Consider the following 24,952-nt stretch of genomic DNA (forward strand, 5'->3'; position numbering starts at 1 on the left):
TCACCAGAGATAAAAGAAGGCAAAGATGAACACCCAGACCAGATCGACGAAATGCCAGTACAGGCCCATGATCTCGACGATCTCGTAGTAGCCCTTGCGGCTCGTGAAGAAACCGCGCCGCTCGACATCGAAATCTCCGCGCCAGACCTTTCGCGCAATCGCGATCAGGAAGATGACGCCGATCGTCACATGGGTGCCGTGGAAGCCAGTGATCATGAAGAAGCATGAACCAAACTGCGCCGCGCCCCAGGGATTGCCCCAGGGCCGCACGCCCTCCATGATCAGCTTGGTCCATTCGAAGGCCTGCATGCCGACGAAGGTTGCGCCGAAGGCCGCGGTGGCCAGCATCAGGGCCGCGGTCTTGACGCGATCGCGGCGATAGCCGAAATTGACCGCCATCGCCATCGTGCCGCTGCTCGAGATCAGGATGAAGGTCATGATGGCGATCAGGATCAGCGGAATGTGCTTGCCGCCGATATTGAGGGCGAAGACCTCGCTCGGGTTGGGCCAAGGCACGGTCGTCGACATCCGCGCCGTCATGTACGACAGCAGGAAGCAGCTGAAGATGAAGGTGTCGCTGAGCAGGAAGATCCACATCATGGCCTTCCCCCACGACACGTTCTTGAACGCGCGCTGATCCGATGCCCAGTCGGCGGCGATGCCGCGCAGCCCGGGAATCGTCCCGGGCGGCGCCTTGGGAGTTGCCAATGTGGTTTCTGTCATCGCGTCCTGCCCTCGCTTAACTGAGCAACTGGCGACAGATGTCGACGAAATTGTCGGTCCAGCCGGTCAGGAGACCGAGCAGCACCAGCCAGACCAACAACAGGAAATGCCAATAGATGGTGCAGAGCTCGACGCTCAGGCGCAGCTGCGCCATCGGCGCGCCGCGCCACACCTTTGCGGTCGTCCTGCCGAGCGCCACCAGGCCGCCGGTCACGTGCAGCCCGTGCAACGCGGTGATCAGGTAGAAGAAGGAATTGGCCGGGTTCGACGCCACGACATAGCCGGCGATCTTCAGCTGCTGCCACACCACGAGCTGCCCGGTCAGGAACATCACGGCCGATGCACCACCGATCAGAAGACCGACGATCAGGCCGTCACTGTCTTCGCGGCGCGCGGCCATCAGCGCCCATTGCAGCGCCACGCTGCTGATGACGAGGACGCCGGTGTTGAACCACAATAATTTCGGCAGCGGCAGCTCGCGCCAGTCCGCCATGGTGGTGCGCATCGAGTAGGCGCTGATCAGGAGCGCGAACAGCGAGCCGACCACCGCGAGAAAAACCCCGAGGCCGATTTTCGCCGCCGGCACCGACGAGCCGCGATCGCCGCGAAGATCGACGGCAACGCCCTGCTCCAGCCACGGCTTGGCGGCCAGCCGTTGCTGCGAGAGCCACCATCCCGCGATCGCTGCAATCGTAGCAATGAACAGGACGATGGCACTCACGGATGGGCTCCCTGCGCCGCCACCCTGGCCGGCGGTTCATTCTGGGGGATGAAGTCCCTTGTGGCACCGGGCACGCTGTAATCGTAGGCCCAGCGATAGACGACGGGGAGCTCCTTGCCCCAGTTGCCATGCCCCGGCGGGGTCTCCGGCGTCTGCCATTCCAGCGAGGTGGCGCCCCAGGGATTGCCGCCCGCCTCTTTTCCTTTGAACAGGCTCCAGACCAGATTGAACAGGAAGACCAGCTGGGCGAAGCCGACAATCAGCGCCGCCACGCTCATGAACGCATTGAGGTCATGGGCGGATGCCGGCACGAACGCGGTCTCGCCGATGTCGTGGTAGCGGCGCGGCATCCCGAGCAGGCCGAGATAGTGCATCGGGAAGAACACCGCATAGGCCCCGATGAACGTCACCCAGAAGTGGAAGTGTCCGAGCGCGTCATTGAGCATCCGCCCGGTAACCTTCGGATACCAGTGATAGATCCCGCCGAACACGGCCATGATCGGCGCAATCCCCATCACCATGTGGAAGTGCGCGACAACGAACATCGTGTCGGACAGCGGGACGTCGACGACCACGTTGCCGAGGAACAGCCCGGTCAGGCCGCCGTTGACGAAGGTGATGATGAAGCCGAGCGCAAACAGCATCGGCACCGTGAGATGGATGTCGCCGCGCCACAGGGTCAGCACCCAGTTGTAGACCTTGATCGCGGTCGGGATCGCGATGATCAGCGTCGTGGTGGCGAAGAAGAACCCGAAATACGGGTGCATGCCGCTGACATACATGTGGTGCGCCCACACGACGAAGCTCAGCGCCCCGATCGCCACGATCGCCCAGACCATCATGCGATAGCCGAAGATGTTCTTGCGCGCGTGCGTGCTGATCAGGTCCGAGATGATGCCGAACGCCGGCAGCGCGACGATGTAGACCTCGGGGTGGCCGAAGAACCAGAACAGATGCTGGAACAGGATCGGGCTGCCGCCGCCATACTTGGTCAACTGGCCCATCTCGACCAGCGTCGGCATGAAGAAGCTGGTTCCAAGGAGGCGGTCCAGCAACAGCATCACCGAGGCGACGAACAGCGCCGGGAACGCCAGCAGCGCCATCACGGTGGCGGTGAAGATGCCCCACACCGTCAGCGGCATCCGCATCAAGGTCATGCCGCGGGTGCGGGCCTGCAGCACCGTCACCACGTAATTGAGCCCGCCCATCGTGAAGCCGATGATGAACAGGATCAGTGAGGCCAGCATGAGAACGATGCCCCAGTCCTGCCCGGGCGTCCCGGAGAGGATGGCCTGCGGCGGATACAGCGTCCAGCCGGCGCCGGTCGGTCCGCCCGGCACGAAGAAGGTCGCGGCCAGCACCAGCACGGCGAGCAGGTAGACCCAATAGCTCAGCATGTTCACATAGGGGAAAACCATGTCCCGCGCGCCGACCATCAGCGGGATGAGGTAGTTGCCGAAGCCGCCAAGGAACAAGGCGGTGAGCAGGTAGATCACCATGATCATGCCATGCATGGTGATGAACTGGAGATACTGGTTGGCATCGATGAAGGAGAATGTGCCGGGGAATCCCAGTTGCAGGCGCATCATCCACGACAGCACCAGCGCCACCATTCCGATCGACATCGCCGTGATCGAATACTGGATGGCGATCACCTTGGCGTCCTGCGAAAAGACGTACCGCGTCCACCAGCTGTGCGGGTGATAGAGCTCGACCTCACCTACTTCGGCGGGCGGGATGCCTGCGACCTCATCAAACGGGATATCGACCATCGGAATACCCTCCTTGGTCTTCCGCTCGGCGACGAGTTCACCTCATATCCGGCTAACCCTCGTCGGCATGTTCATTCGCTATCCGTCTTGTACGCCGCCTTCGCGACGTTGCGCTGGCCGGACAAGGCGGCGAACGTGTGCTGCCTCTCCAGCCACGCGTGATATTCCTTCTCTTCTTCCACGACGACCTTGCTGCGCATCTGCGCGTGCGCGGCGCCGCACAGCTCGGCGCAGAGGACGTCGAAGGTTCCGGTCCGGGTCGGCGTGAGCCAGTAGTAGGTCACCGAGCCGGGGATCATGTCCATCTTCGCCCGGAACTCGGGCACGTAGAAATCATGCAGGACGTCGATCGAGCGGAGCAGCACCTTCACCGGCTTCCCAACCGGCAGATGCAGATCCTCGTTCTGGACGACGATGTCGTCCTGCCCGTTCGGATCATTGGGATTCAACCCGAGTGGGTTGTCGGAGCTGATCAGGCGCGCATCCGACGTGCCGAGCCGGCCATCCTTGCCCGGAAGCCGATAACTCCACATCCACTGTTGTCCAACGACCTCGACGTCGGTCGCGTCGGCGGGAACGGTGACGAACTGGTGCCAGACGACGAGGCCGGGCGCCAGCATGGCGACGACGCCGATCGCGGTGCCGATGCTGAGCCACCATTCGAGCTTCTTGTTCTCGGGATTGTAGTGGGCGCGCCGTCCCTCGGTGTGGTGAAAGCGCAGGACGCAATAGGCCATGAACGCGATCACCGCGCAGAATACCGCTCCGGTGATCCAGAATGTCAGGTTGATCGTGTGGTCGATATAGCTCCAGTTCGAGGCAATCGGGGTCCACCACCAGGGGCTGTACAGGTGGAACAGCACCGAGGCGACGGCAACCAGGAGCAGTATGAGTGCTACAGCCATCCCTCATTCCTCCTTGCCATCGAAGGCTGCGGAGACGAACGAAAGGGCGGAGCTCACGTCAAAGCGACGGTGTCACGGTCACCATCGCCGTGCCTCTTGCCTCGCCCATTCTACCGGTCGCGACGTCGGACATGACAAAGGCTCAACGTCACGGCCGCAACCTCATCGGAGCTTGGGGGCGTTCACTGCTTCAACATGGTACCCGTCGAGCCCGGCGTCAATAGAGGAGTATGCCCGCCTCGGTCCGGCGCGTGTTGGCGGGAAAGCATTGCATGCCGCGAATACTGACCGGCCATCCCCCCTGTCGCTTGACGCATCGCAAAACCGGGCGTGTGCAACTGCACAATTCCGTCGACCGCGTTCACCACCTTGCTTCTGCCGCGCATCGGATTAGTTTCACTGGACCGGCTGCGACAGATGTCGTCCGGCAAGCTCCTTCTGGTTGAACCTGATTTGCCGGACTCAGTCGCGATTTTCGCGGATGAGGCGGATGTGCGTGTTTTGATGGCGCTCCGTTCCCCTGCGGCCACAAGCAAGGAGACGGAACCATGACGACAGTATTCGCACGACCCAAACTGCAAGTGTTTGGCGTCTCTACCGCCTATGTCGTTCGCAAGATCAGCCTTTCCGACTTGGGCGATGCGCTGCGCCTCGGCTGGGAAGACTTCAAAGCCATCCCGACCCACGCCATCGTCCTGTGCGTGATGTATCCCGTCCTCGGCCTCGTCCTCTTCAGACTTGTGCTCGGCTATTCGGTGCTGCCGCTGCTGTTTCCGCTCGCGGCCGGCTTCGCCCTGATCGGTCCTTTCGCCGGACTGGGCCTCTACGAACTGAGCCGCCGCCGCGAGCGTGGAGAAGAGCCGGGCGCCTGGGATGCGATGCAGGTGCTGCGTGCGCCGTCGTTCGGCGCCATGCTCGAACTTGGCGTTCTCCTGCTGGTTCTGTTCGGGGTCTGGATCGCCGCGGCGGACGCGATCTACATTGCGACTTTCGGCTATGCTCCGGCTGCGAGCATCCCTGATTTCGCACAGCGCGTGTTGACGACGCCCGAAGGCTGGACGCTCATCATCATCGGGTGCGGCGTCGGCTTCCTTTTTGCCCTGGTTGCCCTGTGCGTCAGCGTCGTTTCATTTCCACTGATGCTCGACCGCCATGCGACGGCGATCGATGCGATCCGCACCTCGATCCGGGCTGTGACGATGAATCCAATTGAGATGGCCGCGTGGGGATTGATCGTTGCGGTGTTGCTGGCCGTGGGCTCACTGCCATTCTTCGTCGGTCTCTGCGTCGTTCTGCCGGTGCTCGGTCATGCCACCTGGCATCTTTACAGGAAAGTGGTCGAGCCCGACCCGAATCCTCCGCAAGAAGAGCCCCGCCCGCCGATCGGACACCGTTACGCGGCCGATTTCCCGGCCTCTCTCTTCCCCTGGAGCCGTGAGCGCTAGAGCGCTTTCGAGCGAAGTGGATACCGGTTCGCGTGAAGGAAACGCGTCAAAACAAGAATCCAGAGCCCCGTTCCGGCGCCGCGGGGAAGGGCTGGCGTTGCGGTCCTTCCCCGCGGTCTGCTTACAGCAGCGCGTATTGCGCGCGCTCGCGTTTCGCCAGCAGCGGCAGCGCCTGCTCCGCGATGTAGGTCTTGAAGTAGGCGCTGTCCTGATGCGCCTTGAATGCGGCCTCGTCCTGGAACAGCTCGTAGAACAGGAACTGCGCCGGATTGTCCTTGCCGCGGCCGATCAGGAACAGCTTGGTGCCGGGGTCCTTCTGCGCCTCGGGCAGGAAGTGGTCGAGGATCTCCGCGATCCTGTCGGCCTGTCCTTCCTTGGCCTCCCATTGCGCCACCACCAGCAGGCCGCCGGTGTTGATGGCGTCGCTGATGGTTCTCGTGCTCATTGCATAGTGCTTCATCGGTCTTCCTCCGTTGCTTGGCTCTGATCGGGATTGCGACACGGCCCAGGGCGAGACGCTGGCGATCGCCATGATCGCTGCTACCCTGCCGATGGCCGCTCGTCGGCTGGGCATCGTGGCGATGTCGACTTCAGACGGCTGCATGATCGTCTCCGATTGTCTTGCGGTGCCGAACCGCACCCAGGACATAGGCGATCGGTCGGCGCGGGCGGTTCGCCGCTGATCGAAGTGTCGATGTCGTGAACACTTCGACTATGGTCGAAGCGTTGTGGTGGGTAGCCGTGCGACAAGCATCGTGGTCCCTAGAGCCATTCCCGTTCCGATGGAATCGGAACGGGGCTCTGGATTCTTGTTTTGACGCGTTTTCCTTACGCGAACCGGTATCCACTTCGCTGGAAAACGCTCTAGCCCGGAGCTGGCCATGCAGACCATCGCACCAGAGCTTGCCGACCTTGCCGCCTTGATCGCCGACCCCGGTCGCGCCGGCATGCTGACGCGGCTGATGGATGGCCGTGCGCAGACCGCGAGCGAACTGGCGCGGGTTGCCGGGGTGACGCCGCAGACGGCAAGCTGGCATCTGGCGCGGCTGGCCGCGCGGGCGCTGCTCAAGGTCGAGCGCTCCGGTCCGCGCCGGCTCTACCGGCTGGTGACGCCGCTGGTCGCGCAGATGCTCGAAGCCATGATGACGGTCGCCGCCGTTGAGCCGAATCCGTCCCGCTCGCCGCCGCGGATCGACCCGCAGATGCGGCGGGCCCGGACCTGCTACGATCACCTTGCCGGCGAACTCGGTGTCGCCGTCACCGACGCGATGCGGCAGTGCGGCCACCTCCATCTGGATCGGGAGGCCGGCGAACTGACTGCGGCCGGCATCGCCTTTCTCGGCGATCTCGGCATCGATCTGCGCTCCCCGGCGCGCAGCCGCCGGCTGCTCTGCCGGTCCTGTCTCGACTGGAGCGAGCGGCGTCCGCACCTTGCCGGACGGGCAGGGGCTGCGCTTGCCGACCTCGCGTTTCAGCGCGACTGGATCCGGCGCCGTCCGCAGGGCCGTTCCGTCGAGATCACCGCAGACGGGTTAGCGGCGTTCACGACACTGTTCGGTGCGCGCATTTGATTTCGGCGCGGAATTTCGATACCGGCTAACGCGTGGATACGCTCAAGGTCAGAGACGCCAAAGACGTCGAAGAGGTGGTGCGCGCGGCGATTGCCGGCGAGCAGCCGCTCGAAATCATCGGCCATGGTTCGAAGCGCGCCATCGGCCATCCGATGGCGACCAATGCGGTGCTCGACGTCTCGGCGCTGAACGCCGTCACCTCCTATGAGCCGAGCGAGCTGATCATCACGGTTCAGGCCGGTGCACCGCTCGCCGACGTGCAGTCGCTGATCGACGCCAGGAACCAGCAATTCGCCTTCGAGCCGATGGACACGTCGGTGCTGCTCGGCACCGCGGCGGCCGGCACCATCGGCGGCATGATCGGCGCAGGCCTCGCCGGTCCCCGCCGCATCAGGGCGGGCGGCGCCCGCGATCATCTGCTCGGCGCCCATGCCGTGTCCGGGTTCGGCGACGGCTTCAAGACCGGCGGGCGGGTGGTGAAGAACGTCACCGGTTACGATCTCTGCAAGCTGTTGACCGGCTCCTGGGGCACGCTTGCGGTCATGACCGAGGTGACGCTCAAGGTGATGCCGAAGCCGGAAAGCGAGCGCACGCTGATCTTGCGCGCCCTCGACGACGTCACCGCCAACAAGGCGATGACGGCAGCGCTCGGCTCGCCCTACGACGTCTCGGGGGCGGCGCATCTGCCGGGCTCCGCGTTCCGGTCCGGGGCGGAGGCGTTCGCCTCCCTCGCCGACGCCGGGCAGGCCGTGACGCTGGTGCGGCTCGAGGGCATCGCGGCGTCGGTGACGCACCGGGCGGGGTCGCTAAGCCAGACGCTGTCTTCTTATGGGACGGTCGACAGCCTCGCCGACGACGCCTCGGCGGCGGTCTGGAGCGCGCTGCGTGACGTCAAGCCATTCGCTGCGAACGGCGCGCTTGGGGCGTCGCCGGTGTGGCGCATCGTCTGCCCGCCGGCCGTCGGCGGCGCGCTCGGCCAGGCGCTGGCGCGCGAGACCGGCGGCGAGGTGATCTACGACTGGGGCGGCGGGCTGATCTGGGCCGCGCTGCCGTCGAGCGCCGACGCGCAGGCCGCGCTGGTCCGCAAGCAAGTCGAGGCGATCGGCGGCCATGCCACCCTGATCCGCGCCGCCGAGGAAGTGCGCCGCAATGTCGATGTGTTCCAGCCGCAGGCGGACGGGCTTGCCGCGCTCGCCGAGCGGGTGCGGGCGAGCTTCGACCCGAAATCGATCCTCAACCGCGGCCGGATGAAGCGAGGCAGCGGCGCATGAAGACCGAATTCTCCCTGACGCAGCTCGCCGATCCCGACATCAGGGAAGCCGACAAGATCCTGCGCAACTGCGTGCATTGCGGCTTCTGCACCGCGACCTGCCCGACCTATGTGCTGCTCGGCGACGAGCTCGATAGCCCGCGCGGCCGCATCTATCTGATCAAGGAGATGCTGGAGAAGGACAAGCCGCCGACACCTGACGTGGTCAAGCATATCGACCGCTGCCTGTCGTGCCTCGCCTGCATGACCACCTGCCCGTCGGGCGTGAACTACATGCACCTCGTCGACCAGGCCCGGGTCAGGATCGAGCGGGATTATACCCGCCCGCTGAGCGAGCGGCTGTTGCGCTCGGTGCTGGCCTACGTGCTGCCGCGGCCGGGCATGTTCCGGATCAGCATGATCCTGGCCGGGCTCGCCCGACCGTTCACGGCGCTGCTGCCGACCCCGTCGGTCGGCGCGGCAGGCCCCACGCTGCTGCGGCGGATCAAGGCCATGCTGGCGCTCGCGCCGCGCGGTCTGCCGCAGCCGGGTCCGGCGGCGGGAACCGTGTTTGCGCCGCTCGGCCGGCGCCGCGGCCGGGTCGCGCTGCTGCAGGGTTGCGCCCAGCAGGTGCTGGCGCCGCGCATCAATCAGGCCGCGATCAACGTGCTGACCCGGCATGGCATCGAGGTGGTGCTGGTCAAGGACGAGCAATGCTGCGGCGCGTTGACCCATCACATGGGGCAGGACGCCGACGCGCTCGCGCGCGCGCGGGCCAACATCACGGTGTGGCAAACGGAGGCGGACAGAGGCGGGCTGGATGCCATCCTGGTGACCACCTCGGGCTGCGGCACGGTGGTCAAGGACTATGGCTATCTGCTGCGCGAGGACGCCGCGTTCGCCGAGCCGGCGAAGCGAATCTCCGCGCTGGCAAAGGATATCACCGAGTATCTGAGCAGCCTCGAGCTTGCGCCTTCGACGCTACGCGACGATGTCACCGTCGCCTATCACTCGGCTTGTTCGCTGCAGCATGGGCAGAAAATAACTGAACTTCCGAAAGAATTGCTTTCCAAGAATGGATTCGTGGTGAAAGATGTACCTGAGAGCCATTTGTGTTGCGGTTCGGCGGGCACCTACAACATTCTCCAGCCCGACATTGCGAGCAGATTGCGCGATCGCAAGGTCGCCAATATTGCGCTTGTCAAACCGGACATGATCGCTGCGGGCAATATTGGCTGCATGGTTCAGATTGCCGGCGGTACGTCAGTTCCTGTGGTGCACACGATTGAGCTTCTCGATTGGGCGACAGGAGGTCCCCGGCCAGGATTGAATTGATCGACTGCCATTCGAGCATGATCCGGACCTGAGCTCGGCGTGACGTTCAAGGACCGGCGCCGCTTCACCACAACGCGAAGCGTTTGCGGGGGGACCATGCCCGACCAGCGAAGCGGATGAAGCTTCTCGCGAAGCCCGTTCGGTTTTCGGCAAGCGATCACTTCAATGCGCCCGGCGGCCTCACATCAGCGGCAACAGGAGGACTACGATGGCGAAGTCGAAGAAGGCGAAGAAAAGCAAGAAGGCCAAAAAGGCCAAGAAGGCGGTAGCGGCCAAGAAGAAATCTGCGAAGAAGTCGGCCAGGAAGGCTGCGAAGAAGTCGGTGAAGAAGGCGGCCAAGAAGGCGGCGAAGAAAGCCGCACCGAAGAAAGCTGCCAAGAAAGCCGCCAAGAAGGCTGCGAAGAAAGCTGCCGCGAAGGCCGCGCCGAAGAAAGCTGCCAAGAAGAGCGCTCCGAAGAAGGCCGCGGCGCCGAAGCCGGCCGCTGCGCCAGAACCGGCGCCCGAGCCGCAGCCGGCGCCGAGCTGGGCGACGCCGAGCCACGAGCCGGCCCCGGGCTGGATCGCCGGGACCTCGTCTGACGGCGAGCACCACTAATCGCCTCGTAATCGCCTCGAACGCGGGCGGGGCTAGCAATCGATCAGAAAGCCGCAGCGGACGCCGCTGCGGCTTTTTCCATGCCGGGACGGCCGAGGGCCCCGTGATTTTGCGGGCACAGCGATTCGGCTTGGATCCCCTTCGCGGCTTTCTTCAGCGGTCGCCTTCTCGCCGCTCGACTGCAACGTGAGCACCCTTCTAGTGTTACAAATGCAACACCCGGCGACCAACATGCGACGAATTGGCTGGAACGCCTAAAAAGTCGGCACATGCATGTCTTTTTGGCTTCACGGTCTCGTGCACGCGTTCCAGATTGGCCACACGCGATTTCGTTGCAGTCCGCTGTCGCGTGCCCTGGGGGGCCACCGAAGATGGGCTGTCTGGACAGTAGATGGGGACCGTCATGAAGAAACTGGCTTTGTTAGCAACGGCGCTAGCAATGATCTCGAGCTCGGCAATGGCAGCTGACATGGCGGTGAAGGCCGTCAAGGCGCCGCCGCCGGCTCCGTTCGACCCATGGGATGTCGCCTTCGGCGCCGGCATCATGAACGACTACATCTTCCGCGGCGTCACCCAGTCGAACCACAACGCCTCGGTCTCCGCTTATTTCGAGCCGCGCTACAACGTCAGCAAGGACCTGCAGCTCTATGTCGGCGTGGCCGGCGAGAGCATCTCGTTCCCGAACCGTGCTGCGGCCGAGATCGACGTCTACGGCGGTATCCGCCCGACCTTCGGTGCGTTCGCCTTCGACTTCGGTGTCTGGGGCTACCTTTATCCGGGTGGAACCTGCTACTACGGCGGCGGCGCCGTGACCGATTTCGCGGGTAACCCGCTGAGCGCGGACTGTATCGCCAACACCCTGACCAACCTCAACGTGGCCAAGAAGGACGCCAGCTTCTTCGAAGTCTATGGCAAGGTCACCTACACCATCAACGACAACTGGGCATTCACGCTGAACGAGTACTACTCGCCGAACTTCCTCAACCTCGGTGCGTGGGGCAACTACACCTCGATCATCGGCAAGTACACCGCGCCCGCCTTCTCCAACGGCGTCGGCATGTATGTGTCGGGTGAGTTCGGCCGGCAGTGGCTCGGCACCTCCGACAGCTTCTACGGCGTCCCGGCGTTCCCGAACGGCATCAAGTACGCCGACTACAACACCTGGAACGTCGGTATCGGCTTCACCTACAAGGTGTTTACGCTCGATCTGCGCTACTACGACACGGATCTGTCGAAGGGTGACTGCAACGCCTTCACCAGCGACTACACCGCGCGCGGCACCACCAACGTCACCCCGATCAACCCGACCGGCGTCGGCTCCAACTGGTGCGGCGCGGCCGGTGTCGCCAAGCTCTCGGTCGACCTGACGGCGGCATCGAACCTGAAGTAGAGCTCTCTCTGCGGAGAGACGAAGGGGTGGCAGAGCGATCTGCCGCCCTTTTTGTTTGTGGGGTTCCGATGAGATCAATGCGGCCGTTGGCGACGGCGATCATGCGCGGGCGGCGGCGCGATCTGGTTGCCGGCGCCGTGGCCGGTCTTGGCGGCGCCATCGCCATCGGCACGATGGAGTGGTTCTCCATCGAGGCCGGCTACCCGCTGGCGGTGATCCCGTTCGCGACCTCGATCGTGCTGATCATGGGATCGCCCGAGGCCGAACCGGCGCAGCCGCGCGCCCTGATCGGCGGCCACCTGGTCTCCGCACTGACCGGTCTTGCCGTGCTGTCGCTGACCGGCCCGCACGCCTGGGCGGCCGCAGCCGCGGTCGGGCTCGCGATCCTCGCAATGGTCCTCACCGATAGCTTCCACCCGCCGGCGGGGATCAGCCCGCTGCTGATCGTATCGGGCAGCCTGCCATGGACGTTCCTGCTGGTGCCGGTGCTCACCGGCGTGCTGCTGCTCGCCGGCTTTGCCTATGCCTGGCACCGCTGGGTCAGCCGCAGACCGTGGCCGCGCCGGTAGATCTCGCAAGTGATATTGCCGCGGACCGTTGTCCCCCTCGCCCCGCTTGCGGGGAGAGGGTGGGGTGAGGGGGGCCGTCCAGGCATGCGGTGGGAGACGGAATCGCGGAGACTTCCCCTCACCCGGATTGCATCTGCGATGCAACATAGCCGAAGCTTCGCTTCGGCGTTCTTCAGAGCGGCCCCCGAAGGCGTCCTACGCCTCTCCCCGCACGCGGGGCGAGGTGAAGTTCGAATGCGGTCAAGGCCTACGACGCGGCGACCTTGACGGCGTCGCGCACCGCAAAACGTTCGCCGTCGCGGACCAGCGCAATGTTGCGCTGGTGGAAGGCGTCGAGCGTCGAGCGGTGGCCGATCGAGACCACCGTGGTGTCAGGCAGCTTCGCGGCGATCAGCTGATAGAGCGCGGCCTCCGAGGGCTCGTCGAGCGAGGCGGTCGCCTCGTCCAGGAACAGGAATTGCGGCGTGTGCAGCAGCGCCCGCGCGATGCCGAGGCGCTGCTGCTCGCCGAGCGACAGCATCCGGTTCCAGTGCGCCTCTTCTTCCAGCCGCGTCGCGAGTTGCGGCAGTCCGACTGCGGTCAGCACCTCGCGGACCCGGCCGGCATCGTAGCCGGCGGCCTCGCCGGGATAGACCACGGCGTCGTGCAGCGAGCCGATCGGCAGATAGGGACGCTGCGGCAGCATCATCAGCGTCGCGTCGCGCGGCACCTCGATGGCGCCATTGCCGAACGGCCAGATGCCGGCGACCGCGCGGAACAGGGTCGACTTGCCGGCGCCGGAGGGGCCGGTGACCAGCGTCCGCTCGCCGGGGCGGAAGCTGAAATGGCTGACCGAGACCAGCGGCGCGCCGTTCGGCAGCTTGACCAGGAGCTGCGGCAGCGCGATGTCGCCGCCCGACGCGGGCCTGGTGTGGATCGAGGCGGGGTCGGCCGCGAGCTTCTCGGCGCTCGAAATCGAGTTCTCGAAGCCGTCGAGACGGGCGACGGTGGCGCGCCACTCGGCCATGGTGCGGTAGGCCGTGACGAAGAACGAGAGCGCGTCCTGTACCTTGCCGAAGGCCTCGCCGATCTGGATCAGCACGCCGAGTTGGATCGACTTGCTGACGAAATAGGCCGGACCCGCAAGTACGAAGGGAAAGATCACCGAGGCCTGCGCATAGCTCTGCGTGAACGCGGTCAGCCGCTTGGTCCGGCTCATGATGCCGTACCAGTTGCCGACGACGCGGCCGAACCGCTCCGACAATCGTCCGCGCTCGGCGCTCTCTCCCCTGAGCAGCGCGATCTGTTCGGAGTTTTCGCGCACCCGCACCAGATTGAAGCGGAAGTCCGCTTCCAGCCGCTGCTGGTTGAAGTCGAGGTTGACCAGCGGCGAGCCGATCCACTGTGTCAGCATGGTGCCGAACACGGCGTAGACCAGTGCGGCCCAGACCAGATAACCCGGAAACGTCAAATCGCTGCCGAACAGCAGCAGCGGCAGCGCCGCGGACAGCCCCCAGAGGATGATCACGAAGGAGGCGAGCGTCACCACCGCGCTCAACAGCCCGACGCCGATCGCCAGCGTCTGGCTGACGAACAGCTTGACGTCGTCGCTCATGCGCTGGTCGGGGTTGTCGGCCGCATCGCCCGCGAGCTGCATGCGGTAGTGGTTGGCGTCATGCAGCCACTCGCCGAGATACTTGTTGGTCATCCAGTTGCGCCAGCGGATCTGGAGCCACTGGTTGAGATAGAGCTGGTAGACGCCGAGCACGACCGAGACTGTCGCGAGGCCGCAGAACACCATCGTCTCGAATTTGAAAGTGTCCCAGTCCTTGTTCTGCAGCGCCGTGTACCAGCGGTTGCGCCACTGGTTGACCAGGACGTCGTTGCCGACCAGCAGGAGCTCGATCGAGATCACCGCGCCGAGCAGGCCGCGGCCCGCCCATTTATCCTCGGAACTGAAATAGGGCGAGGCGATCCGCCATACGGTCGCGAGTGTCGAGCGAATGTTGTTCACAGATTATCGTCTCCGGGGAATGGCCCGCAAAGGCCTGAAGAATCAGGGTAATCGGAACGGTCCCCGACTAAAGTCGTAGGACTGGCATGCAAGCGTTGGCTTGTCCCGGTGTTGTAGTCAACTCTAGCATGCCGGCAATGGCGAGGGGGCGGGGGACCTTCGAATTTCGCGAGGATGTGAGCGATCCTTAAAGATCGTCCATCTGCGAGCCGGGCCTCAAGCAATACCAGACGGACTCCCGCAATCGCATCAGCAGCCCCTGCCAGCAGGCGGGCAGGGGCGCTGCATAATAAATGGGGGGTATCCCAAGATGAACACCTGGAATCAAATCTACAATCCGCTGAACAGTGCGGCGCTGTCGACGATCGCCGCCGCTATTCCCGTGGTCACGCTGCTGATCCTGATCGCCAGCGGCAAGGTGAAGGCGCACATCGCCGCCATCATCGCGGTGATCGTGACCAACCTGATTGCGATCTTCGTGTTCACGATGCCGGCGGGGATGTCGATCCGCGCCTCGCTGCTCGGCGTCGTCTCCGGCTTCTTCCCGATCGGCTGGATCGTGCTCAACGTCATCTTCCTCTACCAGGTGACCGTGCGGTGCGGGAAGTTCGAGCTGCTGAAGCGCGCCATCGGCGGCGTCACCGAGGATCGCCGGCTGCAGCTGCTCTTGATCGCGTTCTCGTTCGGCGCCTTCTTCGAGGGCGCCTCGGGCTTCGGCACGCCGGTTGCAATCACCGGCGCGGTGCTGATCGGGCTCGGCTTCTCGCCGCTCGCGGCCTCCGGCCTGTCGCTGATCGCCAACACGGCGCCGGTCGCCTATGGCGCGCTCGGCACGCCGATCCAGGGCCTTGCCTCGGTCACCGGCATCGATCCCTACATCCTCGGCGCCATGGTCGGCCGGCAACTGCCGGTGTTCTCGCTGATCGTGCCGTTCTGGGTGGTGTGGGCGTTTGCCGGCTGGCGCGGCATGAAGGAGGTCTGGCCGGCGATCCTGGTCACCGGCGTCTCGTTTGCGATCCCGCAATATGTGATCTCGAACCACATCAATCCCTGGATCGTCGACATCGGGGCGTCGCTGATCTCGATGGGCTGCCTGATCCTGTTCCTCAGGGTCTGGCAGCCGCGTCAGCTCTGGCTGTCGCCGGCGCTGCGCGGCCGCGATGAATCGGCGGCGACGATGGCGGCGGCCCAGCCGCTCGACAAGACGCCGTTGACCCAGGGTGAATTGTGGAGCGCGCTGCTGCCGTGGATCATCGTCTGCATCCTGATGCTGATCTGGGGCAACGGTGCCTTCAAGGCCTGGGCGAATGCGAACTTCGTCTGGAACTATCCGGTCCCCGAGCTCGACAAGTTGATCAACAAGGTGCCGCCGGTGGCCGCCAAGCCGACGCCGGAGGCCGCCGTGTTCGGTTTCACCTATCTGTCCTTCACCGGGACCGGTATGCTGATCGCCGCGATCATCTCCGGCTTCCTGATGGGAATGACGCCGGGCAAGCTGATCGCGGAATACGGCCGCACGCTGAAACTGTGCGCGATCTCGCTGATCACGATCTCGGCGATGCTGGCGATCGGCACGCTGACCCGGCTGTCCGGCATCGACGCCACCCTCGGCCTCGCCTTCGCCGCCACCGGCGTGCTCTATCCCTTCTTCGGCACGCTGCTCGGCTGGCTCGGCGTGGCGCTGACCGGATCGGACACCGCCTCCAACATTCTGTTCGGCAACCTGCAGAAGATCACCTCCGAGCAGCTCGGCCTGTCACCGATCCTGATGGGGGCGGCCAACTCGTCCGGCGGCGTGATGGGCAAGATGATCGACGCGCAATCGATCGTGGTCGCCTCGACCGCGACCAACTGGTACGGCCACGAGGGCTCGATCCTGCGCTACGTGTTCCTGCACTCGATCGTGCTGGCGTGCCTGGTCGGCGTGCTCGTGACACTGCAGGCCTATGTCTATCCGTTCACCATGATGGTCCTGAAATGACCGGCGCCTGATGATCAGGAAAGCGTGAAGCGGCTTTCCGGAAAGATCATCATGCTCAAACAAAGAGCTAAAGCGCGATGACGATTCAACCTGATCTCATCGCGCTTTAGCTGGCGATCCCCGCGGGATTGCCGCGGCCTCGTGGCGAGGAATGCGCGGGCGATTCAACGGCGCAACCGACAAATCCGCAAAATCGCTGCTTCCAGCGTGTGCGTATCCAACCGCAGTATTCTTTGCGATGCTGACAATAAGCCCTGTTCGTCCTCGCGGAACCGCACCCACAGTGGACTGCCTTCGCGCGCCAGAACGCAGGGAAAGCTGTGGTACGCGGCGGTCCGCTTGCAGGTGGCAATGATGTCGGTGCCGGCAGAACAGGATTCGATCGCATCCTCGATCCGGTGCGCGCCATCCGAGGCCATGATCACCATCGTTCCATCACGTCGCAGCAGTGACAGGGCCGAGGAGATCGACGTCCTGGCAACCTCCGTCGGATCACCATCCTCATTCGCAAGCAGATTGTGAAAGATGGCCCCATGGTTCTCGTAGATGAAATGATAGGTCTGTTCGCGCAGGCTGATCTCTCGCGGAAACCTGCCAATGTATTGATCTCGGACGAAGGGAGAGCGACACGAGCCGTAAAGTCGTGACAGGCACTGTTCGTCGGCAATTTGTTCCGCGATGTGGTCGTACACATCGTCCCGGCGAAATCTCAAATAGGGATTGAGCGGTGTCAGGGAGACGGTGTCGATGATTGCGCGGGGTAACAGGCGGCTTGCTGTTGCACAAGCAACGCCGGCGCCTGGTCCGAGCTCCAGAATTCGAACATCCGCATGATCGCGGTACAGCTCAAGGATCCGGCCGGCGATCGCTGACAGCGGCCGTGCATTGGTATATTTCAGCAGCGGTGCGCCGCCGTCGTGGCGAATGTGGCTATAGTCGTCGGAGATCGGACATTCGCCGCCGCCGTTGTCGCGCCGGTAGTGAATCAGGCCATCTTGCTCGGCCCGTCGAATGCCCTGCTCGTACCAGCTCCGTCGATCCGGCCCGATCATGCTCAAGCAAACGACCTCCCGGCGGCCTTGCATCGCATCGGGCAGGTCACACAATAGGGCTTGCAGCCGGATTCTGACTTTTCCACCAGTCTAGAAAATCCGCGACCATTTGCGCACTCCAGCGCGGCTCGCCGATCGGCATGCGGCCGCTGGAGACCGAGGCGTGAATCTGCGTCGCGTAGTAGAGAACGCTGGCCTCGTCATGCAAATCCATCACCTTCGGCCAGTTTGCCGACACGCGTTTCATATGCTCGACATCCATATCCGTGAAGTACGCTTGTATCGTCGGCCAGGTCACTGTCATCTCAATCCTCCTGTCATCCATGCCTGAAGCGCAAACATCTGAAGCGCATCTCGTCGCTCCGGCCGCAGCCGCGGCCGGCCAATTGGTTCGTCCTTATTTTGGCAATCGAACCGTCTGGCTCTCTCCTGTCCTGCCGTCGACGGACATCCTGCAGATATAGAGGTCGCCGCCGAGAGGCTTCCCGCTGTCGTCCGTGCCGTCCCACGTGATCGTGTGCCGGCCGGCCTTCAGGCTTCTTCCGTCGACAAGCGTCCGCACGTGGAAGGCGAAATGGTTCCATATCCCAACAAAAACACTCGCGGCATCTTGCGGCAGCACGTAGGTGATTTCGACGGAGCGGCTGCTGAAATTGGCGGTGTGGGACAGCGCCAGACCTGCGGGTTGCGGCGTCGCGCGCCTCGCGGCAGCCATGGCGATCGTCGGCGCACCAGGCGCGGCACGCTTGTAAACCTGCGCTCCGCTGCAATACCCCTTCGAAATCGGGCTGCCGAGGAATCGATAGCGATTGATCCTGATCCGCGGGTCGGTAGCCGGATTACCCGGCACATTGTTTTGTGCGGTCCATGATTTCCCGCCGTCGACGGTCAGACTGTTGAAGAGGCCCTCGAAGTTGTCGGCCCATCCGCCGACCCAGCCGGACTGCCCATCGATGAAGCCAACGCCTTCGAGATCCATGTTGATCGGACGGCCGGCAGCGTCGACGATCGGCAAGCGCACCCAGGTCTCTCCCCCGTCGGATGTCTTCAAAATGGCCGCCGTGGAGAAGTTTTCCAGAGCAACGAAGCCCGTCCTGGCGTCGAGAAATTGAATCTTCCACCCCCACTCGCCGCAATCAAACCCGTCGACGCCGGCGGCCTTGTTGACCCAGGTCGCACCGCCGTCGGTGGTCTTCAGGACCACCGGCTTGAGCTGCGAATATTGCGGGTGAGTCTCGTAGCCGGGCTTGATTGCGGGGCATGAAGATTGCTTTTTTCCACCGACGATCCACCCGGTGTTTTCATCGAAAAAATAAACGTCGATCAGATTGTCGGCGTGCTGGCTCAAATCCGTGTGCGTCCATGTCAGGCCGCCATCGGTGGTCTTGACCAATCCTGGACCGGGCAGGTCCGGATCATTCGTTCCGGCTCCGTAAACGATCTTCTCGTTGACCGCGAACATGCCGCAAATGCCGGCGGGTGAACTGTCGGGCATGTTCGACATGTTTTCCCAGCTTGCACCGCCATCGGTAGTTCGATGCAGCAGAACCTGCAGATAGTCCTTGTTGCCTGCGTCGAACACCGTAACCGCTCCGACCCAGCCGATCCTCTCGTTTGCCCAGCCCATGCAGCGCAGATAGGGGAAGCCCTTTGAATTCGGATCGATGAATTTCTTCATCGTCCACGTCTCGCCACCGTCGAGGGTCTGACTGACCTGGCCGTTGCTGTTCACCAGCCAGCCCTTCTGTTCGTCGAAGAACCAGATGTCGTCGGTCCGGGAATTTGCCGTCGGCGAGTTGGTCGCCACCCACTTCCATTCACTTGCCGGGCTCATGGTGGATTCCTCTCGAAGTGCAAATGGCGGGGCGCGCGGGCCGGCAGCGTGAAATCAGCTCCCGGACTTTTCAGGGAAACAGTGGGCGTGTAGCGGCCCAGATATGGCTCAGACCTCCGCTGAAACCATCCGGACCGGACGGCGTGCCGAGCATGTTGCCGCCGTCGTCGGAGTGGCAGTCGAAACAGTTGCTCGGCTGGAAGAACGTTTCCATTGTCGAATTGGCCATCTGCGGCGTGCCGGTTATTACGCCTTTGCTTGGCGGGCCGCCGCCGAGCACCCAGGTCGCACCGACCAGCAGGTAGTTCTGGCGCGCGTCGCCGGCGGCCAGCAGGCCGATGACGTTCTTGTTGAGCGACACGATATCGGTGTTGTTGGCGGTAAACTGCGCGCTGGACGAAGCGGTCCCCCACGGGTTGATCCGGACGACATCGCTTGGGCCGATCGTTTGGCCGGGCACTGCGTTGAGGGCTGTACCGTTTGGCGTTATGCGCAGATTGTTGGGATTGGCGGTCGTTGCGCCGGTCGACGAGAAGATCCAGCCGCCGGGTCCATCCGCCGGCTGGGTGCCCACGCCGCTCGCGGTCGTGGTGAAGGTGTATTGCGGATTGGGGCTGTTGTTGACGTGCTCGAACGTGGCCCACAGCATTTCCGGATGATCGAGCGTGCTGCCGACAATGTGGATGCCGACCAGCGCGAGTTTGGTCTGTTTCGTGCCCGACTGAACCGACTGGGTATTGTTGGGCTGAGTCAGCGGCGGATTGTAGGTTGGGATGGTCGCGTCGATGGTGATGTAGTCGTCAGGGTTGGCGAGGCCGGTGGTTTCTATCCATGAGGACTTCACCTCGACAGCCATTGCGACGTTGTCCGGAAATGCGGATTTCGTAAATGGCGCGGGTGCCTGGTGCGCGAAGGTGGTGATCTGGCCGAGACCGCTGCCCAGCGTCGGGAATGTAGTCGGGGTCGGATTGGTGATCTTGCTGTCCTTCATTCCAGTATTGAAGTAGGCCCATACGTCGTTCACCTGGAGCAGGTAGAACACAAGCGATCCGTTCTGTGCCATCAGCGCGCCGCCACCGGCCTGACCTTCCTCGGTCTGAATCACCGCGCCTGACGTCGTCACCAACTGTGGACGGCCGTTCACCAGCACGGTGTCCGGCCGCAACGCGAGCGGCGCACCGGTGTCGCTGAACAGCGTCGGCGCGCCAGCGCGCGTCGCCTGGAAGTCGACCGGCCTGTTCGCGCGGTCGAGCAGGATAGGTTTGCCGTCGGGAGCCGCTTGAACGCGCTCGATCTCGACCGGCTGGCCCGCTCTATCCCGCGCCAGCAATCTTCCGTTCGGCCCGACCGCCGCGCGGACGACGTCGTGGAGTTTTCCCTTGCTGTCGAACACGACCTCCTGCCCGTTGTTTCCGCGCTGGCTGATGAGCGGCAGGAATGGCAGGGACCGGCCGGGCGCAGCAGGAATCAGGTCACGTTGACCGCTCGAATCGAGCGGAGACACCGCAAAGAAGACCGGAGAGTCGAACACGTGGGTGCCGCCGCCGGCGCGCGACGGTGCCGGCGAGGTCAGCCAGAGAAACATCTGCGTCGACCACTTGTAGAAGGAGCACAGCGAGTTCGGTGTGAATGCGAAGCTGTTTGCGGGCTGAACGCCGCCGTTCTTCGAGACGCTTCCGGACTCGAATATGCCGCCGAACTCCGCGGGCGTGAAGGCGCAGGTCGACATGACGTTGGGGGGGAGGGTGGTCCCGGCGTTGGCGCCCTGGCTCAAGAACGCAAGCGAAAACGCCGCCAGCAGGCAACGGGCGCTGTGTCGTGTCGCAATGTGATTGTCGATACTCAACGCATCCTCCCCGGATCGAAACGAAAGGGCGGAGTTAATCAACCTGAAGTTGATCACAGCATTGCGACGAGTGCAATAACGATTTGCAACCTTGGGGCGTTGTGTCGTCTTGGCTGGTCGAGCGCGCGACCGCCCGGTGGGTTGCAGCGACGCTTTGCCGTGGGCATCACGCCGCGGCGCCTTGGTTCCGGAGATTTTGTCGCGCGCCACGCTGGCCAAGCGCGGCCTCGTCCCATACAAGGACGGCCGTTGGGCGGCGGCGCAATTTCAGGGAAGCATGATGGCGATGAGGCGGATATTGAACGGCATGGCCGCGCTGGCGCTGGTTGCCGCCGCATTTGCATCGATCCCGGCCGAGGCCCAGGAGGAATTCCCGTTCGGCTTCGTGATGACGCTGGATGCCGCGCGCATGCCGGGCTCGAAGCGGATTCCCTCGATCGAGATCGGCGACGATGGCGAGGTGATCCTCGAGCTCTGGTGCGACGGCGGCAAGGGCAAGTTCTCGGTCGCCGGCAACACGCTCGTCTTCATTCCCGGCGCGATGGAGAACCGCACCTGCTCGCCGGAGCGGGCGCAGGCCGACCGCGATCTGCTCGCCGCACTCGGCAGCACCGCGACCTGGCAGCGGCAGGGCGAAGCGGTCACCCTAATCGGCAGCAAGTCGCTGCGCTTCCTGATCAACGGCAACTGAGAGAAGTTTCGCCGCTCAGGGCGTCGCGACCAGACCGTTCGCGGTGGCGACGATCCAGCGATTGCCCCAGCGCACGATGGAATCGACTCGGCCCAATCCGGGCACGACGTCGCCGCGGGCGACCATCTTGACGCCGTCCGGTCCCTCCAGCACGGCGGTGCCGTCGCGGACCTCGAGCACCGACCATCCGGGCACGGTGCTCGGCCGCGTCTCGGGCCCCGCCGGCTGCGGCTTGGTCGCCAGCGCTGCGGCCTGCGCGTTCAGGGTGGTGGGCGCGGCCCCCAAGGCGGTCGGGCGCGGATTGCCCGTGGTCTTCGGAATGCTGCCGGTGACGGCAGGCTCAGTGTTCGATGCAGTCCGCCGGGTGGCTTCGCCTCGCGCGCTCGGCCGTGTCTCCGCCACGCGCGGCGATGGCGCTTCCTTCTGGGCCACAACAGCCGGCTCGGGGACGCTCGTGAAGTGATTCCAGCTCACATTGCCGGCCCATCCCAGCACGAAGCTGGCTGCCAGTGCCGTCGCGACCAGCAGCGCGGTGCCGATGCGGTCGGCCAGCGGCTCGCGCAGTAGCAAAGCGGCGTCGTGGTTGGCGTTGGAGAGATCCCAGAGGTCGCTTGCCGGCTCGGCCGACCGGCCGCCAGCCAGATCTGTCGGCCAGACGTTGTCAGGACTGATCGGCGCGCGGTCGTGCATGGCGTGACCTGGTGTTCGGCTCATGCAAATGATGAGCCCGGAAACTGAATCGAGCCTTAATTTTCGGTGACCGAACTGGGGCAAAGCATGGCCAATCGGTCGCAGGCCGCGTCGGCCCTGCGCGTGCGGTCGTTTCCGGACGTCGTCTCCGGGAAGCGGGTCGTCATGGCAAGCGGCCGCGCCTATAGCGGGAGCATGCTCGACTTCGCCGCCCAGTATGCTGCCTTTCAACGCCGCGATCCCGCCTGGGACGGCATCGTGTTCGTGGCGGTCAAGACCACGGGCGTGTACTGCCGCCCGGTGTGCCGGGCGCGCACGCCGCTGGCGCGCAACGTGGCGTTCTACGGCAGCGCTGCATCGGCGGAGCGCGCCGGCTTCCGGCCGTGCCTGCGTTGCCGGCCCGAGGCGGCGCCGTTCTGCCCGGCCTGGAAAGGCACCAGGACGACCGTCGAGCGTGCGCTGGTTCTGATCGAGCAGGGTGCGCTCGATCGCGGCCATGTCGACGCGCTGGCCGAACGGCTCGGCGTCGGCGCGCGGCATTTGTCGCGCCTGTTCGCCGAACATCTCGATGCCTCGCCGCTGCAGGTCGCGCTGTCGCTGCGCGTGCAGCGCGCCAAACGCCTGATCGATGGCAGCGACCTTCCGATCGATCTGGTGGCGAAGCGTGCCGGCTTCTCCAGCACGCGGCGCATGAGCGCTGCCTTCACCAGACTTTACGGCCGGCCGCCCTCGGCGATGCGTAGGAAGACAAAGCTCACTCGCGCCAACTCTCATGGAGATCGGCAATGACCAAGTCCTATGGCACCGTCAGTGCCGAGCAGAAGCGGCAGATGAGCGGCCTCGAATTCGTCCAGGGGCTCGCCAGCGGCGCGCTGCCGCTCAACACCATCGCGCGGACGCTCGGCTATGACGTTGCGGAGGCCGAGCGAGGCCGTGTCGTTGTCACGTTGTTGCCGACCGACGCGCATCTCAATCCGGCGGGCACGGTGCATGGCGGCCTCACCGCGACGCTGCTCGACAGCTGCATGGGGCTAGCGGTGCAGTCGACGCTCGATGCCGGGACGAGTCAGACCACGCTCGAATTCAAGATCTCGCTGATCCGTCCGATCACGCCGGAGACCGGCCCGATCAGGGCGGAGGGACAGGTGCTCAATTGCGGCCGCCGCATCGGCACGGCGGAGGGCAGGGTCACCGATGCGCAAGGCCGCTTGCTCGCCCACGGCACGACGACGTGCCTGATCTTTCCGGCATAGCGCGCGCCGCGGCAGGACGGAGCACCTAGCTGTTCGTCAGCGCCGATGACAAGTGCAACGCGTCGGGAACGTTGACCGGTTAGGCGAGGAGGATGATCGCGGCCGCGACGGCGGCCGTCACTTCCACACCGACTTGTCGGCGTCCCAGCGCTGGCCCTTGAATTCCTTGGTCAGCGCGTCGATCGTGCCGTTGTCGTCGCGCGGCTCGCCGCCTTCCTCGTCGCCGCTGGAATCGTCGGACAGATTGAGCTTGGCGCCGGCACTGTCGTCCGAGGTCGAGGTCACCGGGCTCGACACCCACAGCATTAGCTTGTCGGTGCTGCCGGGCTTGTCGGGCGAGACCAGCGCGGTGATCTCGAGATTTTCGACGAGGCCGAGCGCCGGATAGACGCCGCTCGGCCGCTTCAGCACCAGCTTCAGCTTGCCGGTGTTGGCGTTCCACGCCGCCGACGCTGCCTTGGCCTGCAGCGTCCGCGCCAGCACGGCCGAGATCGCGCTGGCGAGCTTGTCCTTGTTGATCTTGTCGCCGCTCGACCAGTCGGCGGCGGCAAAGCGGATGGTGCGGTCCATCTCGACCGCGCCGCTGGTCCACCCTGCGGCGGTCACGCCGGGCATCGCCTTCGCCTTGGCGAGCAGGGCTGAGGCGCGCTCCGGGTCGACCGTGAGGTTGATGGTCTGCTCGCCGGCGCGCAGCGCATCGCAGCTCACCGCGAGGCTGGAGGTGCCGATCTCGACCGGCTCGCCCTTCAGGCTCTTGAGGAAGTCGGCCGCGGTGTCGAGCTTGACCCGAACGCCGACCGATTCCGGCGAGACGTCGGTAAAATCCTTCGGCTGCGGCGTGATGCCGTCGTCGGTGGTCTGGTTGTCCAGAAATTCCTTCTCGCTGAGGTCGGAATTGTCCGACGAGGCGACCTCGGTCACGGCCTGGCCGATCGTGATCTGGCCGCGGAAGTCAAAGCTGTCGCCGCTTTGCTTGCGGGTCAGCTTGATGCTGACCGGCTGCTTGTCGGCGATGCTCTGGGTCGAGCCGGACAGCGTCTGGCCGTTGACGGTGAGGGTAGCGACGAAGCGGTCCTTGCGATCGGACGCCTTGTCGGCGGGATAGCAGACGTCGAGCACGGCGGCGGTGACGGTCTTGCCCTGGCGCGTTTCCTTGAGAATGACGTCGGCATTGCCGTCCATCAGCCCGTCGATCGCGGTGAAATAGCGCGTTTCGGGCCCGCCGGGCGCCGCTTTCGGCTGGAGCTTCATCTGGGCGAGAGCCGGTGCGGAGGAGACCAGTGTCGATCCAACCGACAGCAGGAGAAGAGCGACAGACACAGCGGAGCGCATGCAAA

Annotated in this window: 24 protein-coding genes; 12 read left to right on the plus strand and 12 right to left on the minus strand. The window is 64.4% G+C overall.

Translation table 11 applies throughout. The features are described from left to right. The 4 genes from XH93_RS07035 to coxB all read right to left on the minus strand — a co-directional run bounded on the left by XH93_RS07035 (window position 1) and on the right by coxB (window position 4,121). A complete protein-coding gene (locus XH93_RS07035; RefSeq protein WP_139863475.1) occupies window positions 1-723 on the minus strand; it encodes a heme-copper oxidase subunit III family protein in 723 nt (240 codons plus the stop codon). A 16-nt stretch (window positions 724-739) separates the two neighbouring features. Then, window positions 740-1,444 carry a cytochrome c oxidase subunit 3 gene (locus tag XH93_RS07040; RefSeq protein WP_194472948.1) on the minus strand — a complete coding sequence of 235 codons (705 nt, stop codon included), beginning with the start codon at window positions 1,442-1,444 and terminating at the stop codon, window positions 740-742. Continuing rightward, entirely contained in the window at window positions 1,441-3,216 is a 1,776-nt protein-coding gene (ctaD, locus tag XH93_RS07045; protein ID WP_139480686.1) for a cytochrome c oxidase subunit I, read from the minus strand. Before ctaD ends, XH93_RS07040 begins: the two co-directional genes overlap by 4 nt. 71 nt (window positions 3,217-3,287) lie before the next feature. Continuing rightward, complete coding sequence (coxB, locus tag XH93_RS07050) at window positions 3,288-4,121, minus strand: cytochrome c oxidase subunit II (RefSeq protein WP_139480685.1); 834 nt, start codon at window positions 4,119-4,121, stop codon at window positions 3,288-3,290. Window positions 4,122-4,669: 548 nt separating this feature from the next. Between coxB and XH93_RS07055 the strand changes: the two genes are divergently transcribed. Then, the gene (locus XH93_RS07055) at window positions 4,670-5,566 is read left to right on the plus strand and encodes a DUF2189 domain-containing protein (RefSeq protein ID WP_139480859.1); all 897 of its coding nucleotides are present in this window, start codon (window positions 4,670-4,672) and stop codon (window positions 5,564-5,566) included. Between the two features lie 121 nt (window positions 5,567-5,687). On the opposite strand, the gene XH93_RS07060 is transcribed toward XH93_RS07055, so the two are convergent. Then, complete coding sequence (locus XH93_RS07060) at window positions 5,688-6,026, minus strand: putative quinol monooxygenase (RefSeq protein WP_194472949.1); 339 nt, start codon at window positions 6,024-6,026, stop codon at window positions 5,688-5,690. A 70-nt stretch (window positions 6,027-6,096) separates the two neighbouring features. Between XH93_RS07060 and XH93_RS07065 the strand changes: the two genes are divergently transcribed. From XH93_RS07065 to XH93_RS07095, 7 genes are all read left to right on the plus strand, one after another. Next, window positions 6,097-6,249, plus strand: coding sequence for a hypothetical protein (locus XH93_RS07065; RefSeq protein WP_172628297.1), 153 nt, complete (start codon window positions 6,097-6,099; stop codon window positions 6,247-6,249). Window positions 6,250-6,447: 198 nt separating this feature from the next. Continuing rightward, complete coding sequence (locus XH93_RS07070; RefSeq protein WP_194472950.1) at window positions 6,448-7,137, plus strand: helix-turn-helix transcriptional regulator; 690 nt, start codon at window positions 6,448-6,450, stop codon at window positions 7,135-7,137. Between the two features lie 32 nt (window positions 7,138-7,169). Next, window positions 7,170-8,408, plus strand: coding sequence for an FAD-binding protein (locus XH93_RS07075; protein WP_194472951.1), 1,239 nt, complete (start codon window positions 7,170-7,172; stop codon window positions 8,406-8,408). Then, window positions 8,405-9,721, plus strand: a complete 1,317-nt coding sequence (gene glcF / locus XH93_RS07080) for a glycolate oxidase subunit GlcF (protein ID WP_194472952.1) — start codon at window positions 8,405-8,407, stop codon at window positions 9,719-9,721. Before XH93_RS07075 ends, glcF begins: the two co-directional genes overlap by 4 nt. A 208-nt stretch (window positions 9,722-9,929) precedes the next feature. Continuing rightward, entirely contained in the window at window positions 9,930-10,316 is a 387-nt protein-coding gene (locus XH93_RS07085; RefSeq protein ID WP_194472953.1) for a histone, read from the plus strand. Between the two features lie 403 nt (window positions 10,317-10,719). Then, window positions 10,720-11,706 (plus strand): TorF family putative porin, encoded by a 987-nt coding sequence (locus XH93_RS07090; protein WP_139480678.1) that lies wholly within the window; start codon window positions 10,720-10,722, stop codon window positions 11,704-11,706. A gap of 68 nt (window positions 11,707-11,774) precedes the next feature. Then, complete coding sequence (locus XH93_RS07095; protein WP_194472954.1) at window positions 11,775-12,275, plus strand: HPP family protein; 501 nt, start codon at window positions 11,775-11,777, stop codon at window positions 12,273-12,275. A gap of 247 nt (window positions 12,276-12,522) precedes the next feature. On the opposite strand, the gene XH93_RS07100 is transcribed toward XH93_RS07095, so the two are convergent. Next, entirely contained in the window at window positions 12,523-14,268 is a 1,746-nt protein-coding gene (locus XH93_RS07100) for an ABC transporter ATP-binding protein/permease (protein WP_194472955.1), read from the minus strand. A gap of 310 nt (window positions 14,269-14,578) precedes the next feature. Here XH93_RS07100 and XH93_RS07105 point away from each other — a divergent pair, with 310 nt between their 5' ends. Next, window positions 14,579-16,249 carry an L-lactate permease gene (locus XH93_RS07105; protein ID WP_139480675.1) on the plus strand — a complete coding sequence of 557 codons (1,671 nt, stop codon included), beginning with the start codon at window positions 14,579-14,581 and terminating at the stop codon, window positions 16,247-16,249. 164 nt (window positions 16,250-16,413) lie between these two features. Here XH93_RS07105 and XH93_RS07110 read toward each other — a convergent pair whose 3' ends face one another. The 4 genes from XH93_RS07110 to XH93_RS07125 all read right to left on the minus strand — a co-directional run bounded on the left by XH93_RS07110 (window position 16,414) and on the right by XH93_RS07125 (window position 21,200). Continuing rightward, window positions 16,414-17,307, minus strand: coding sequence for a hypothetical protein (locus tag XH93_RS07110; protein ID WP_194472956.1), 894 nt, complete (start codon window positions 17,305-17,307; stop codon window positions 16,414-16,416). Window positions 17,308-17,347: 40 nt separating this feature from the next. Next, window positions 17,348-17,605: a hypothetical protein gene (locus tag XH93_RS07115; RefSeq protein WP_194472957.1), complete on the minus strand. Its 258-nt coding sequence runs from the start codon at window positions 17,603-17,605 to the stop codon at window positions 17,348-17,350. A gap of 93 nt (window positions 17,606-17,698) precedes the next feature. Continuing rightward, on the minus strand, window positions 17,699-19,135 hold the full coding sequence (locus XH93_RS07120; RefSeq protein WP_194472958.1) for a YCF48-related protein: 1,437 nt from the start codon (window positions 19,133-19,135) through the stop codon (window positions 17,699-17,701). A 70-nt stretch (window positions 19,136-19,205) separates the two neighbouring features. Further along, entirely contained in the window at window positions 19,206-21,200 is a 1,995-nt protein-coding gene (locus XH93_RS07125) for a hypothetical protein (RefSeq protein WP_194472959.1), read from the minus strand. Window positions 21,201-21,267: 67 nt separating this feature from the next. Here XH93_RS07125 and XH93_RS07130 point away from each other — a divergent pair, with 67 nt between their 5' ends. Next, window positions 21,268-21,672, plus strand: a complete 405-nt coding sequence (locus XH93_RS07130; protein WP_371814939.1) for an META domain-containing protein — start codon at window positions 21,268-21,270, stop codon at window positions 21,670-21,672. A gap of 15 nt (window positions 21,673-21,687) precedes the next feature. Here the strand turns inward: XH93_RS07130 and XH93_RS07135 are convergent, their stop codons facing one another. After that, a complete protein-coding gene (locus tag XH93_RS07135; RefSeq protein WP_194472961.1) occupies window positions 21,688-22,386 on the minus strand; it encodes a hypothetical protein in 699 nt (232 codons plus the stop codon). 171 nt (window positions 22,387-22,557) lie between these two features. Here XH93_RS07135 and XH93_RS07140 point away from each other — a divergent pair, with 171 nt between their 5' ends. Both XH93_RS07140 and XH93_RS07145 read left to right on the plus strand, forming a co-directional pair. Then, the gene (locus XH93_RS07140) at window positions 22,558-23,151 is read left to right on the plus strand and encodes a bifunctional transcriptional activator/DNA repair enzyme AdaA (protein ID WP_194475020.1); all 594 of its coding nucleotides are present in this window, start codon (window positions 22,558-22,560) and stop codon (window positions 23,149-23,151) included. Next, window positions 23,148-23,615, plus strand: coding sequence for a PaaI family thioesterase (locus tag XH93_RS07145; RefSeq protein WP_194472962.1), 468 nt, complete (start codon window positions 23,148-23,150; stop codon window positions 23,613-23,615). Before XH93_RS07140 ends, XH93_RS07145 begins: the two co-directional genes overlap by 4 nt. Before the next feature lie 117 nt (window positions 23,616-23,732). Here the strand turns inward: XH93_RS07145 and XH93_RS07150 are convergent, their stop codons facing one another. Next, window positions 23,733-24,947 (minus strand): hypothetical protein, encoded by a 1,215-nt coding sequence (locus XH93_RS07150; protein WP_194472963.1) that lies wholly within the window; start codon window positions 24,945-24,947, stop codon window positions 23,733-23,735. Between the last annotated feature and the right edge of the window lie 5 nt (window positions 24,948-24,952).

The organism is Bradyrhizobium sp. CCBAU 51753, assembly GCF_015291565.1.
Lineage (GTDB): Bacteria > Pseudomonadota > Alphaproteobacteria > Rhizobiales > Xanthobacteraceae > Bradyrhizobium > Bradyrhizobium ivorense.